A 13,200-nucleotide genomic window follows, 5' to 3' on the forward strand; every position below is an offset into this window, starting at 1 on the left:
ATTTCCTGTCATTGGCATAGAATCGCAAAATAATTAGCCTTAAGTGAAATACAAGCGCCCATGCGCCAACTCGAACTCCGCCATATCCATGCCTTCGTTTGCGTCGCAAAACAGCTGCATTTCTCGCGCGCCGCAGACGAACTGGGCATCGCCGCGCCGTCGCTGACCAAGCTGATCCAGGAAGCCGAACGCCTGCTCGGCGTGCGCCTCTTTCATCGCACCAAACGCTCGGTGGCGCTGAGCGCCGCCGGCAACGCGTACCTCGTCGAGGCGCTCACCGCGCTCGACCACCTCGCTCGCGGCGAAGAGCGCGCGCTGCTCGCCGAGCGCGGCGAATTAGGGCGGATCGAAGTCGGCTATGTGGCGTCGGCGGTTTATGCGGGCGTGCTGCAACGGTCGGTCGGCGGCTTTCGCGACACGCATCCCGGCATCGAGATTTCGATTCGCGAGGTGCCGATGGACGCCGTCGCCGCCATGCTGCACGACGGTCTGCTCGACGCCGCCTATGTCCGTCCGCCGATGCCGCTCGCCGACGGCATTCAGGCCGCCACCGTGCATCACGACCGGTTCGTGCTGGCCATTCCCGCGGACTCCCCGCTGGCCGCGTCGGAAACCGTCAAACCCGCGCAACTGCACGACCAGTGGTTCGTGCTGCCGGAACAGGAGGCGCCCACCTTCGAAGTGGCGCGGCGCGGGCGCTTCTCACCTCGCCTCGGGCCCCGGCCCGGCACGCTCGCGTCCGTGCTGGCCTGCGTGTCGCTGGGCGGCAAAGTCGCGGTGGTGCCGCAGACGCTGGCCGAATGCGTCGTGCTGCCCGGTGTCGTGTACCGCGACATCGCCGGCAAGGCGATCGCGTCGGAAATCGCGATTGCCTACCGGAAGTATGAAAAAACGGCGGCGGTGAAAGCGTTTCTCGACTTCGCGCGCAAGGGATAGGGACGGCGTGACTGAGGCACGAACGCGGCATAACCTGGGCATAACGAAGCCATAACCAAGCCATAACCAAGCCATAAACGCCGCACAACCAAGGCTATAGCGCGGCATAACCGCCGTCCAAACCCAAACCGAACGCTCGTTCCGATCAACACCCTGGCGGCCTTTCGTTATATCCTGTCGAATATCACGGTCGGCTTTATGCCGCGTGGCTGCTGGTTCTCCAGCCTGGCCCATCGCCCCGCCGACCCTTGAAGCCCAACCAGCCAGCAGGAGCCTTTAGCGGTGCGCAGCCGATCCACTCCGTCCGACCCGGCAAATAGCCGCCAACGCTTTGCGAACGAGATTTCGTCGACGATCGTCGCGGTGAAATCGGCGTCCGAGCGCGGCCGCGCCGAATCGATCCGCGACGTCGTCGATGCTTACCGGCGCCTGTACGGCAGCGTGCAGCGCTTCGTGCTGATGTTGACCAACGACCCGCTCAACTTCGCGTCGGTCGGCACGTCGGGCTCGCATTCGCTGAACCAGTTGCTGTCGATCCTCGCCGAGCGGGCCCGGGCAGCGGGATTCGCGCGTCTGCACGACCTGAAGGCCGCCATCGAGGAAGCCCGTTCGGCCGAACAACTGCGCGACGCGATTTTCTCGGACGTGTTCAGCAACGATCTGGCCGCGTTGCGCAAAGTCGTGGCGGAGCTTGAAAGGCTCGATACCGTTTTTATCGGCCTGTGCGTTGGCCATGTTCTCGAACAGCATGGGCCTGTCACGGCTAACTTCGCGTCAAGCGCCGGCACGCGCGCCACGGGCCGCCGCAGCCGCAGTGTGGCGGCCGTTCAGCGCGACGCGCATACGGAACCCAGTCTCGTCGGCTCCAACGACTGATTGGCTAGTGACGCAGATGAACGTTCCCTTTCGCTCACCGTTATATCTTCGCGAATACATCGTGGCCCGCGCGTGCGCGGCAAACCCGCCGCGCACGTGTCACGTTCACGTCGAGCACGACTGACCCCGAACCGGATTCGAGGACCTCATGCACACGCCCCCGTTTCGCCTCGCCCAGCCTTCGCGTCTGAAACTGTCCGGCGACGACCTTGCCAACGCCGGCATGCACGCCACCACCAACGCATGCTGCACGCCGGGCAACGCGCCGCAGCCTAGGCCGGGCACCCAGCGACGCGCGCGCCTCGCCGAACTCGACGGTCATCTGCATTGCTCGATCATCGGCACCTGTCTGAGCACGCAGGAACTGCGCAAGCTGGTCCCCAAATTCACGAACCTCGATCGCCGCGACGCTAGCGACCTCGAGATTCATCACGCCGCGGTGGAACTCGCGATTGAAGGCGGCGCCTGCGCCAAGGCGCTGCACAAGTCGCTCGACGAGCACTATGCGGCGGCGATCCGCCGCTTCGACCAGGCCGGCGACGACGTCGAGTTGCTGAAACTGTGGGACGAGGCGTTGAAAAACGGCGACATCCCGCCGGCGTACTGGGCGTTGATGACGCATCGGCACGCAACGATGCCCGTGCGCCAGAAAGCATTCGGCGACCTGCACATGCTGTCGCATCTGGTCGGTGCGGCGAACCGCGCGGATATTCGCCGGCTGGTTGCGCTGGAAGAAGAAAACGCCGCGCTGAAAGAGAAAATCGAACGTCAGCAAAGCCGATTGAACGAATTGGGCGCACAGCGCGATGCATCGATCGCCGCGTTGAACGAGCAGATCGCGCAACTCAGCGCGAACGTCGCCCGTCAGATTCCCACCGACGCAGCCGATCTCGCCGCCGAGGCGCAACACTTGCGCGAGCGGCTGAGCGACGCCGATCAGCGCGTGGCTTTGCACACCAGCCGCCGCGAGGCCGCCGAGCAACGCGTGCTGCAGGAACAGGACGCCGCACAGGCGCTGCGCAGGAGCCACGATCAGGCGCTCGCGCTGCTCAAGCTGGTGCAAAGCGAATGCGACGCGCTGGAACGCGCAACAGTCGACGCCGCCGACGCCACGCAGGGAACCAGCGCGCGCCGGGCGAGTCTCGACAGCGTGCAAGGCAAGCGGATCGTTTATGTGGGCGGCAGACCGGGCTCGAACACCGCGCTAAAGCGTCTCGTGGATGCGGCCGGTGGTGAACTGCTGGTGCATGACGGCGGGTTGGAAGATCGCAAAGGCCTGCTTGCGGCCGCGTTGCCGGGCGCGGATATTGTGGTGTTTCCAGTGGACTGCATCGACCATGATTCGATGAACACGCTCAAACGCGTCTGCGAACGTCATCAGATCGACTATCACCCATTGCGCACGGCGAGCGTGGCGAGCTTCGTGGAGTTGATGGCGCGGCTGCATCCTGAGCATGTCGCACAACTGGGCAGTCCGCCGCCTTCGGCGTTTTGCTTGCGGCATGGTTGAAGGGCGAGTCGGGCGAGTCGGGCGCGGCGAGTTCTGCGGATTGCGCTTCGGAGATCCGCGGTCCGGCAGCCTACGGCTAGAAAGTCGGCCGTACCGAGGTCCGCTGGTCGCACACCCTCAACTCACGAACGAATCAAGCGCGTCAACTCGGCGATCTGCTTCGCGCAGCTTCGCTCGGCTTCCACTTCGACGTCCCGATACAAACGGACGATCGTCTCGCCGACCGGCGTCAGCGTGCAGCCGCCGCCGCTTTGACCGCCCTGTTCCGAATGCGTGGCGGGCGACTTCAGCGAGCGGTTCAGTTCGTCGATGAGCAGCCACGCGCGCCGGTACGACATGTCGAGACTGCGCGCCGCCGCCGAGATCGAACCGAACTCGCGTACGGCTTCGAGCAGTTCGACTTTGCCCGGCCCGAGCGCCACGGCGCCTCCGGTACGGATACGCATTCTGAAGCGCACTTCGGGGCGCACCTTCGCGGATTTTTTCGCGGGTGCGGGTTTGGTTTTTGCAATGTCGGCCATGCGCGAAAGCATACACGAACCGCCTCGCACTGCCATCCAGGTGGGACGGTGGCTAGCCGAGGTTTGGAAAGCAATGTCCGTAGTCTTCGCAGCCCGGGCAACCGGGTGCCGGGCCAGGCGTTAGCCCCAGCGAAAGCGCGCGTTGTTCAGCCAGGAATTTCTTCCACCGCAGGTTTGCGACGTTGCGTTCGACCAGTGTCGGGAAGTAGCGCGTCAGCATCCATGTGACGTCGTCGCGGCCGCGCAGGCCGAGGTCGCGCCACAGGTGATCTGGGCGCAAACAGGCATGCGCGATGATCGCTGCGAGGCAATCGGCGTCGGCCGGCTCGACGGAAGCGTTTGCGTGCGCGAGCAACAACGTGTGAAGCGTGCGGACGAAGTCGATCTGGTCGATTGCATTGACTGGGAGCGGCAGCGCAGAGGCCGATGCGCGCGTGAAATGTCTTGCCAGAAGCGCGCGCCATGCCGGCTGCTGCAGACCGAGCAGCGAAAGTTCGTTGCGCGCGTCGCGCGCGGCGATCAGCTTGGCGAATAGTTGCGTGTCGGGCGAGGCGGCGTGGGTGGCGAGTGAAAGCCAGGCGGTCGTGCGTGCGGCGACGCGCGCATCGAGCGAATCAGGTGCGGCAACACCAGCCAGCGGATTGTCAGACATGGTATCGACACGCGAAAGAAGAGCGGACCATGTTACGCCTGCAGCGTGCCCCCTATCGCCCGCCTTCGCCCAAACAACCTAAACCTAAGCCGAAGCCGTCAAAACCTGCGCCTCGATCCGCGCAAGCCTTTTAACATGCCGCGGCGCCGGCAGAATATCCGAACCAGAAAACAGAATCGGCGCCCCCTCCTCGGCATCCAGCGCACGGCCGCCGCATTCGTAAGCCACCAGCACGGTCTCGCCAACCGGCGTGTTAAACAGCTCGTGCCACGAAAACGTCACGACATACCCGTCTTGCCCGACCGCGACAAACACCGTCCGCTTGAACTCACCCGGCACCGCATTCGGCAAACCCGCCTCGGTGATCAGCGTCGTCAGACGCACGCCACGATACGGCTCGACGCTGCGAATAAACCGGTTCGTCGTATAGCAGCGCAGATCGAACGGCGTGGCCAGCACGCTGTCGTACTGCCTCAGTTGCTCAATGCTGAGCTGCAACGGACGCTGGAATCGTCCGTTCAAAACCAGCGCGCCGTCCACAGCCGGCGCGGCACTCACGTTCACACTGTCCATTCGCGCTTATCTCCAGCATCGGCAGCCTGGCGGCTTGTTCATTCGTTATGTCCGTGTGTATATTACGCGGCGACGATGGCTTGCGCATTAAACCGCGCCGAAACTTCGTCCATAGGCACTATATCGCCGGGCATATCAGCCGACCGGCGGCGTCATCAGACCAGCAGCGTGCTCTCCTCGCCCGACGCCCACGCGTTCGCGCATTACGCCAACGTGCCGACCGTCGCCGGTCAGTCGAACAGCCTGAGCCAACTGAGCTTCGCCGACGCAGGCGCGCTGATGATCGAGCGCTTCGGCTTCGGCACGGCAAGCGCGGTGTTCAGCATCACCGGCGCCGATACGATCGCGGCACTGACCGGTCCCGATCCGACGCGCCGCCGCCTCGGCCTGATTTCGATCGGCTCGAACCGTCTGCTGTCCACGTGGTTCATCAAGAGCGGCAGCAATCCGCCGCAAGGCGCGCTGAGCCTGATCACCTACGATCCGAACGCTCACACGGCGGTTGAACGCGATCTGCTGACCGGACTCGGCAAGCCGGTCGGTATCGCGGTGTCCGGCGACAACGTGTACGTGTCGGACCAGGCGAATAACGACATCGTCAAAGCCAGCCTCAGCGCGTTGCTTGCCAGCTCGCAAGCGGTGGCGGCCAGCGGCGCATTCGTGCAGATCAATAGCCCCGACCTGATGACCGTCGACGCGCACGGCACGCTGTACACCAAGTGCAACACCACCGGCCTGTGCCGGATCGCGCCGGACGGCACGATCGGCGTGCTTGCAAACGACTTTCAGGACGCCCGCGGCGTCGCCGTGGACGCGCCGCGCGGCCTGCTGTACGCGATCGACCGCGCGACCGCCAGCGGCGGCACCAGCTACGTACGCACTTTTCCGCTGAATTGACGTCGCGCGGGATGACGCCATCCGTGCAACACGACACGATGGCGTCGTAATATAGCGCTCTTAATAACGTATCGGGGTTATCGCATGATTCGCAAGCTACTCGCTTCTCTCGTCGCTCCACTCGTCGTGGTCACCGGCATCGTGACGGCCGCGCCCGCCTTCGCCGACGACAGCAACACGGTCAACGTGCTGTACGCGGGTTCGCTCGTCAATCTGATGGAGCGCAGCATCGGCCCCGCGTTCGAGAAAGCGACCGGCCAGCAGTTCCGCGGCTATGCGGCGGGCTCGAACAAGATCGCCAACGAAATCAAAGGCAAGCTGCGTCGCGGCGACGTTTTCATCAGCGCAAGCCCGAAGGTGAACGCGAGCCTGATGGGCGAAGCGAACGGCGATCACGTCACGTGGTACGTGAATTTCGCCGAATCGCCGCTGATGATCGGCTACAACCCGCAGAGCAAGTTCGCCGCGCAGTTCAAGAGCAAGCGTTGGGACCAGGTGCTGCAGGAGCCGGGCATCCGCATCGGCCGCACCGATCCGAAGCTCGATCCGAAGGGCGCATTCACCGTCGACATGGTGACGAAGGCCGCCGAGCTCTACCATCAGCCGGACCTGGTCGAGAAGACGCTCGGCGCGGCGGAAAATCCCGCCCAGGTTTTGCCTGAGGAAACGCTGGTGGGCCGCCTGCAATCGGGTCAGCTCGACGCCGGCTTTTTCTATTCGACCGAGACGTCCGACCTGAAGATTCCGGCGATCCGTCCGGCGCCGGAATTGCAGGCCAAGGCCAGCTACACGCTGACCATTCTCACTGACGCGCCGAACCGTAACGGCGCGAGCAGCTTCGTCGACTTCCTGCTGAGCGAGAAAGGCCGTGCGCTGCTCAAGCAACATGGCGTGGACGTCGTCAAACCGACCGTGAGCGGCAACGTTCAGGCCATGCCGCCTTCGGTGCAAGCCGTGATCGACGCCAACGCGCCGTAACGCGGTGAGCCGTTCGAGCGCACGGCCGCTGCTGTGGCTGGCGGCGCTGCTGGCCGTCTATCTGTGCGCGCCGTTTATCGCCAGCGTGCCGCAGCTTGGCGCGGCCGATTGGGCGAACGTCGACTGGACGGCCACGTGGTCGGCGGTCGGCGTGTCGGCGGCGAGCGCCAGCGTGGCCTCGCTCGTGATTCTGCTGGGCGGCGTGCCGCTCGGCTATTTTCTGGCGCGTTCGAACTCGCGCAAGGTGGCGCTGCTCGGCTTCGTCGTGCAGTTGCCGCTAGCGCTGCCGCCGCTCACCAGCGGTGTGTTGCTGCTGTTTCTGCTGGGGCCGTATAGCCTGGTGGGCCGCTTCACCGGCGGCATGCTGACGGACTCGTTCACCGGCATCGTGCTGGCGGAAACCTTCGTCGCGGCGCCCTTCCTGATCATCGCCGCGAAGTCCGCGTTCGCCGCCGTCGATCCGGTCCTCGACGACGTCGCCGCGACGCTCGGCCATCGCGCCGGCAGCCGTTTTTTCCGTGTCATGTTGCCGGTCGCGTGGCCGGCTATCCGCGCCGGGCTCGCGCTCGCGTGGCTGCGCGCGTTCGGCGAATTCGGCGCGACCGTGATGGTCGCTTATCACCCGTATTCGTTGCCGGTCTACACGTACGTCGTATTCGGCGGCCAGGGGCTGCCCGCGATGATGCCGTTGCTGCTGCCCACGCTGGCCATCGCGATTCTCTGTGCGGCCTTGTCGATTTACAGCCTTCGGCAAAAAGCGGCGCTGGAACAAACCGAAAATGGCGACGACGCGCTGGAACCCATCGCCGAGCCGGCGGCGGCGAGCCGTGGCGAGGCTGAAGACCAGCGCCTCGCGTTTCATCTGCGACGCCAACTCGGTGCATTCGATCTCGACATTGCGTGGACACCCGCCACGCGCCGCCTCGCGATCATCGGGCCATCGGGCTCAGGCAAATCGCTCGCGCTGCGACTGATCGCAGGCCTCGACTCCAACACAACGAGCACGGTGCAACTCGGTGAAAAGCAACTACACACGCTGCCGCCCGAGCGTCGTCAGATCGGCTACATGCCGCAAGACTACGGCCTGTTTCCGCACATGAGCGTGGCGCGGCAACTGAGCTTTCCCGTCGATGCCGACGCCGCGAGCGCGCGTTACTGGCTGGAGCATCTGGGTCTCGCGCAACTGGTCGCGCGTCTGCCGCATCAGTTGTCGTTCGGCCAGCGCCAACGGGTGGCATTGGCGCGAGCGCTGACGCGGCATAGCGAACTGCTGCTGTTCGACGAACCGTTCGCCGCGCTGGACACGCCACGACGGCGCCGTCTGCAGCAATCGCTGCGCACATTGCAGCGCGAGATCGCCGCGGTGACGATCATCGTCACGCATGATCCTGACGAAGCCGCGTTGCTGGCCGACGAAGTGCTCGTAGTCGAACAGGGGCGCGTGCTGCAGGCCGGCTTTATCGATGCCGTATTCGAACGGCCAGCCTCGATGCGGGTAGCCGGCCTGCTCGGTTTGCACAACATCGGCGAAGGCGTGATGACGGGTCCAGCGCAAGTCGAAATCGCTCCGGGCCTCTCGATGACGATCGGCACGGGCGCAAGCGGACGCGATCTGCAGGCCGGACAACACGTGATGTGGCGGGTCTCGTCGCACGCGGTGACGATTTCACCGGACGGCGAGCACAACGGCGTGGTCGAAACGGTCGAGTTGCGTCGCGGCGAGCGCTATCTCCGCGTGAATTTCGGCGGTGTTCATTTCGACCTGGCCAGCGAAGATGCGCACCTGCGTGAAGGCGCGCCCTGCCAGATCGACGTGCGAGCGGCAGGCGTGACGGTTTGGCTGCCAGGCGCCGCCGCTTAATTAGCCTTCGTGCGCGTGAGCGCGGTGGCGAATATCGGTGAGCGAGACGTCGATCAGCAGCTTGCCGGAATCGAACACCGTCACCAGCGCGTCGTCCCAATCGCTTTCAGCGGTACGCTCATCCCACTCGAGCGGCAGCGTCGTGGTTCGATACTCGCCAGTGTGGCGATTTCGCAGCAGCGTGAGGCGCCCTTTCATCGAGCGCTTGCCGGCATCCGTGACCGGATCCTTGAGCACGTCGTGCCAGTCGTCGCCGAGACGGATCGCCGAGCACTTCATCGCGAAACGCTGCGTGTCGCGATTGATCTGCTGCAACAGCGCGCCGCCCATGCCGAACACGATGTTGTCCGCCGCGAAACCGGCTTCGTCCATCGCCGCAAGAATGGCCGCGATCGATTCCGGATTCACACCATCGCCCTGAATCACGCGGACGTTGTCGAGCACGCGCCTTCCTTTGCCATTCAATGTCGAACCGAACGACGCATCGAGCGCGCGCAAGGTTTGCAACACGATAGTCTGCGGATCGCCGGAGTCCGGCCGGATCACCAGCATGCCGCCGGAATCGAGCACTGCCTGTTTCAACTCGGTGCCCCACACGTCGAGCGCGGCGAACAGATCGTAGGAGTCGGACACCACCGAAACGATCGCGCCCGGCTTGCCGAACTGCGCGAGCATGTTGCGGAACGCGTCGGTTTCGCGCTCGCGGCCCCATGACGTGATCGTGCTGTGCTCCGCCGCCGGCACCGAAAACGCCGCCATGGTTTCGTTGTAGTAGTGGTTCGCCGCGACCACGCCGAGCACCGTATCCGAGCCCATGAAACTGACCAGATGCGCGGCGCCGCCAATCGCGGCCGACTCCGCACTCGACACGCCGCGCGCGCCGAAATCGTGCAGCTTGAACGGCAATTGCGTGAGATCGTCGCTGCTCTGTTCCAGCGCGGCGCGGATCGTCTGGCGCAAATGCCAGCTTTGCGTTGCCACCGTGATCGGATACCAGACGCGCAGCAGCATGGTCTCCAGATACGAGGCCAGCCAGAACACCTGCGGATCGTCGCATTCCACCGTGACCAGCACGTTGTGAGTCGGCACGACCGATCCCTCCGGCACCGCGCGAATTCGCACCGGCAGATAGCCGCCGAATTGCTCGACGATATAGCGCCAGCCGGCTTCGTTGAACGGCTCGCCGTGCGCGGTGAAAAAGGCCTTGGCCTGATCGATCATCGCCGGGGTGATCGGCCGGCACAAATACTCCTTGATCAGCATCTGCAAGCCGAAGAACAGCGTGCGGCCATAGCGTCCGCCGCGCGACTCGATGTACGAGAACATCGCCGACGCTTCGGGCGGATATTGCAGGTAATGCGAGGCCTTGTACGAATCCGTGTTGAGGATCGGATTCGACAGGATCGACGCGATGTCGTTGAGACCGTGGCTAACGTTGTGCATGGACGATGCGGCGCCCGAAGGCGCTCTCGATAGTGATCGGGCGGGTGGTGGTCTTTTTACCATACACCGCCGCGACACCTCGTGCGGAATCGCTGGGCGTCGTCGCAGCTAGCGCCCCGCTCAATGCCCCGGCTTCAACTGCGGTGGGATACTCGGTCGTGTCGAGAACAACCGCCCAAGCACACCCTTGCGACGTTCGACGAACGGCGGCCACAGCATGTCGGCGAGCAACCTGATGCCCTGCGCCAGCGCACTATCGCGCGCCGACGTCACCACCGGCACGCCACGACTCAGCGCCTCGTTGGTCAACTGTTCGTCGCGGGGAAGCTGATGCGCGACCTTCGCGCCGAGCGTTTTTTCGAGGGTCTGCAGATTGATCTGCGCGTTCTTGTCGTACTGGTTCACGACCACCCGCACCTTGCTCGCCGGATAGCCCAGCTCGCGAAAAATATCGAGCATGCGCCGTCCGCCATGCAGGTACAGCGGATTTTGCCGCACCACCATGCAGATCGAGTCGCTGCGATTGAGCGCATGGATCGTCAGCGGATTGAGGCTTTGGCCGACGTCGATCAGCACCGCGTCGTAACGCTCGCGCACCAGCAGAAGAATCCGCTCCAGTTGCGAGGGCAACAATTCGGCAGCCTTCAACGGATCGCCGGCGCCCGCCAGCACGTCGAGATTCGCATGCACGTGCATCAGGCAGGAGTCGAGCAAGGCCGCGTCGAGCCGGCCGATCTGCGAACACAGATCGGCGAGCGTGGTAGGCGGCGGTTTATCGGCGAGCAGCAGGCTCGCGTCGGCGAATTGCTGGCTCAGGTCGATCAGCAGCACGCGCCGGTTGCGCGCGGCGGCCAGCGAATACGCGAGATTCACGGCGATCAGCGTCGTGCCGCTGCCGCCCTTCGATGACGCCAGCGAAACGATCCGTCCGGCACGGCGGCTGCGGGCGGTTTTGCGGGCGTGAATCTGTGCGAGCGCGCCGGTGATCTCGCCGGTTTCGAGCGGCCACGCGAACACATGCCGCACGCCCACGCGCATCGCCGCGCCGAGCAGCGCGGTCGACGGCTCCGGCGTCACCAGCATGCAATGCAGCGCCGGCGTGCAGGCCAACGCCTCTTCCACGCCTTCCAGTTCGCGGACATTCAGATCGATGTCGTCGACGACCAGCAGATCCGCGCTCCGGAAGGCGCGTACGTGCAAAAGCAATTGCCGCGCGGTGCCGTAAACAATCCGCAGCCGATGCGGCACAGCGCTTTCTTCAAGGCGCGCGGCAATCTGCGACGCGCGTTGCGCGCTGGACGAAATCAGCAAAATGTCGATCATGTCGAGTCTCCGCCGTTCTTGGGCCGTTCGGCCGGCGAGGCCGTGTCGATCACGATCGACGTTCGGGTCGGGTTTATTCTTCGTCGGCGTCGGATGGATAGACGTCCGTGCCACGTTCTTCGCGTCGCTCGGGCCGCACCGGCATGTCGTAGAGCGCCTCGCGCAAGGCGTCGCGCTGAATTTCCACCTGCGCCCGGCGCTTGATCTGGTCCGCGATCACGAGCGTCAACAGATCCGGCGGCGGCGCGGCGAACAACGCACGCGGCGCGTCCTGCAGCCGCCGCCATGACAAGGCGTCGGTCCGTCCGGTGATCCCACGATCCAGCCGCGCTGCGGCGACCGGCTTGCTAGTCTGTGTTTTCATGACAACCCCCGAGTGATGATCCGCTGCACGACTGCTGCTGCGCGACTGCCTGTTGATCTTCACCAGGAACCGTGTCCGCCACCACGCGGACACGGCGCCCAGCTCACCTCGTACTCTGGTCTCTCTAAGGAGACTCGGGCCCTGGCTCCCCGCTTCGTCGCGCCGGCCGGTCCTCACCGTGCGCTGCTTTCCCCGCCGCTACTTCTTTGCGTCGCTGGTTCGCCGACTGCGCGAACTCGGTACGTGTCGTCGTTGCCTGCGCTTCAACTCCGTCATCTCGGACGGAAAAAGTGGCGAGGTCAACGCGTCACGTTGTCCGGTCAGCGAATGACCGGTACCCCGTACCGATCATTCGCGCCGTTTTTTTTGACATCCGCTTCTTTTGGCCCCGCCGCACCCTCGTAAGTCACATTCGCTTCCCCGACCGTGCCTACGAAGTCTGTGTTTGCCGCCGGTCTCTTGTGGACTCTGCTTCCCCGTTGCGAACCGGGCGGCAACGCATTCTTTCTGTATGAGCCATCTATTGCAACGGCTATGCCATGTGCCCTCAAACCCTGATGGCACCGTGATTTTTGCTGCATTGCACCGTATTAGCCCCCTCCTGAGCGCACCTGTTGTTTCGGATTCGACACGCGCCGCAACCGGCCGCCGACCCGCTCAGGAAAGATGTGCCTGCGGCGAGTCTTACCGATCGTCCACAGAGACGCCTTGCAGCCAAGGGATTACGTCGCGTGCCGGTCAAATGTGCCGCTGCTTCGGGGCACGAAGGAGCACAAAGCAGCGCTCGTCGCGACATGCCCAAGTTGTCGCAAGCTTGAGACGCGACGCATGACGAACGTCGCATGTGTTTCAGGATGACGAAATGGCGGAATACGCCGGTATGTGGGATCCCCCGCATTGCCGGGATTGACCGATGATTTTTGAACGGCCAGCGCGGCGCGCGCCGTGTGGGTTAGCCTCTGAATCCAGATTTGTTTGTATGGCGCTCCCAGGCGGTTTCGCTTATGGTTAAGCCATGCGCCACCTAGAGCGCCTGTATCAGGCCAACGAGGTAACAAACGGTTGTCGTTCGGGGATGAAAACGTCTGGCGGGTTTCAGCAGTGAACTGCTGTTCTGCCATCTGTCCGATATGTAGCACCTCGCGGCTCGCGCCGCCTGTTCATGCCCCCGCCGTTGCCGCCATCGTGAATCCGTCATCGCCCGGTTACTCGGTTAGAGAAACCGCAAGCGGCGGCGAAACCCAGGTCGAGTTCGTGAAAACGGAC

General features: G+C 64.1%; 12 protein-coding genes. 6 read left to right on the forward strand and 6 right to left on the reverse strand.

The genetic code is table 11. From position 1 onward, the window contains the following. Positions 1-60 precede the first annotated feature (60 nt). From GGD40_RS21990 to GGD40_RS22000, 3 genes are all read left to right on the forward strand, one after another. A complete protein-coding gene (locus tag GGD40_RS21990; RefSeq protein ID WP_179745079.1) occupies positions 61-936 on the forward strand; it encodes a LysR family transcriptional regulator in 876 nt (291 codons plus the stop codon). Between the two features lie 282 nt (positions 937-1,218). Next, positions 1,219-1,812 carry a hypothetical protein gene (locus GGD40_RS21995; protein WP_179745080.1) on the forward strand — a complete coding sequence of 198 codons (594 nt, stop codon included), beginning with the start codon at positions 1,219-1,221 and terminating at the stop codon, positions 1,810-1,812. Positions 1,813-1,960: 148 nt separating this feature from the next. Beyond that, complete coding sequence (locus GGD40_RS22000; RefSeq protein ID WP_179745081.1) at positions 1,961-3,322, forward strand: DUF2325 domain-containing protein; 1,362 nt, start codon at positions 1,961-1,963, stop codon at positions 3,320-3,322. Positions 3,323-3,444: 122 nt separating this feature from the next. Here the strand turns inward: GGD40_RS22000 and GGD40_RS22005 are convergent, their stop codons facing one another. The 3 genes from GGD40_RS22005 to GGD40_RS22015 all read right to left on the reverse strand — a co-directional run bounded on the left by GGD40_RS22005 (position 3,445) and on the right by GGD40_RS22015 (position 5,068). Continuing rightward, positions 3,445-3,855, reverse strand: coding sequence for a winged helix-turn-helix domain-containing protein (locus GGD40_RS22005; RefSeq protein WP_373565343.1), 411 nt, complete (start codon positions 3,853-3,855; stop codon positions 3,445-3,447). A 40-nt stretch (positions 3,856-3,895) separates the two neighbouring features. Further along, a complete protein-coding gene (locus GGD40_RS22010; RefSeq protein ID WP_179713032.1) occupies positions 3,896-4,495 on the reverse strand; it encodes a nitrogen fixation protein NifQ in 600 nt (199 codons plus the stop codon). Positions 4,496-4,579: 84 nt separating this feature from the next. Next, entirely contained in the window at positions 4,580-5,068 is a 489-nt protein-coding gene (locus GGD40_RS22015) for a molybdopterin-dependent oxidoreductase (RefSeq protein ID WP_179745082.1), read from the reverse strand. 168 nt (positions 5,069-5,236) lie between these two features. Here GGD40_RS22015 and GGD40_RS22020 point away from each other — a divergent pair, with 168 nt between their 5' ends. The 3 genes from GGD40_RS22020 to GGD40_RS22030 all read left to right on the forward strand — a co-directional run bounded on the left by GGD40_RS22020 (position 5,237) and on the right by GGD40_RS22030 (position 8,804). Then, the gene (locus GGD40_RS22020; RefSeq protein ID WP_257030546.1) at positions 5,237-5,965 is read left to right on the forward strand and encodes a hypothetical protein; all 729 of its coding nucleotides are present in this window, start codon (positions 5,237-5,239) and stop codon (positions 5,963-5,965) included. A gap of 84 nt (positions 5,966-6,049) precedes the next feature. After that, positions 6,050-6,943, forward strand: coding sequence for an extracellular solute-binding protein (locus GGD40_RS22025; protein WP_179745083.1), 894 nt, complete (start codon positions 6,050-6,052; stop codon positions 6,941-6,943). Positions 6,944-6,947: 4 nt separating this feature from the next. Next, positions 6,948-8,804: an ABC transporter ATP-binding protein/permease gene (locus GGD40_RS22030; protein ID WP_179745084.1), complete on the forward strand. Its 1,857-nt coding sequence runs from the start codon at positions 6,948-6,950 to the stop codon at positions 8,802-8,804. On the opposite strand, the gene GGD40_RS22035 is transcribed toward GGD40_RS22030, so the two are convergent. The 3 genes from GGD40_RS22035 to GGD40_RS22045 form a co-directional block, all read right to left on the reverse strand. Next, entirely contained in the window at positions 8,805-10,247 is a 1,443-nt protein-coding gene (locus GGD40_RS22035; RefSeq protein ID WP_179713011.1) for a nicotinate phosphoribosyltransferase, read from the reverse strand. Between the two features lie 120 nt (positions 10,248-10,367). Then, the gene (locus GGD40_RS22040) at positions 10,368-11,570 is read right to left on the reverse strand and encodes an AAA family ATPase (RefSeq protein WP_179745085.1); all 1,203 of its coding nucleotides are present in this window, start codon (positions 11,568-11,570) and stop codon (positions 10,368-10,370) included. 73 nt (positions 11,571-11,643) lie between these two features. Beyond that, positions 11,644-11,934 carry a hypothetical protein gene (locus tag GGD40_RS22045; RefSeq protein WP_179745086.1) on the reverse strand — a complete coding sequence of 97 codons (291 nt, stop codon included), beginning with the start codon at positions 11,932-11,934 and terminating at the stop codon, positions 11,644-11,646. Between the last annotated feature and the right edge of the window lie 1,266 nt (positions 11,935-13,200).

This window comes from Paraburkholderia bryophila (assembly GCF_013409255.1).
Lineage (GTDB): Bacteria > Pseudomonadota > Gammaproteobacteria > Burkholderiales > Burkholderiaceae > Paraburkholderia.

Excerpts from the sequence above, each read along its gene's own strand:
- GGD40_RS22025 (WP_179745083.1), top strand. The coding sequence starts at position 6,050 with ATGATTCGCAAGCTACTCGCTTCTCTCGTCGCTCCACTCGTCGTGGTC.
- GGD40_RS22015 (WP_179745082.1), bottom strand. The coding sequence starts at position 5,068 with ATGGACAGTGTGAACGTGAGTGCCGCGCCGGCTGTGGACGGCGCGCTG.
- GGD40_RS22010 (WP_179713032.1), bottom strand. The coding sequence starts at position 4,495 with ATGTCTGACAATCCGCTGGCTGGTGTTGCCGCACCTGATTCGCTCGAT.
- GGD40_RS22040 (WP_179745085.1), bottom strand. The coding sequence starts at position 11,570 with ATGATCGACATTTTGCTGATTTCGTCCAGCGCGCAACGCGCGTCGCAG.
- GGD40_RS22005 (WP_373565343.1), bottom strand. The coding sequence starts at position 3,855 with ATGCTTTCGCGCATGGCCGACATTGCAAAAACCAAACCCGCACCCGCG.
- GGD40_RS22045 (WP_179745086.1), bottom strand. The coding sequence starts at position 11,934 with ATGAAAACACAGACTAGCAAGCCGGTCGCCGCAGCGCGGCTGGATCGT.
- GGD40_RS22000 (WP_179745081.1), top strand. The coding sequence starts at position 1,961 with ATGCACACGCCCCCGTTTCGCCTCGCCCAGCCTTCGCGTCTGAAACTG.
- GGD40_RS21990 (WP_179745079.1), top strand. The coding sequence starts at position 61 with ATGCGCCAACTCGAACTCCGCCATATCCATGCCTTCGTTTGCGTCGCA.
- GGD40_RS22035 (WP_179713011.1), bottom strand. The coding sequence starts at position 10,247 with ATGCACAACGTTAGCCACGGTCTCAACGACATCGCGTCGATCCTGTCG.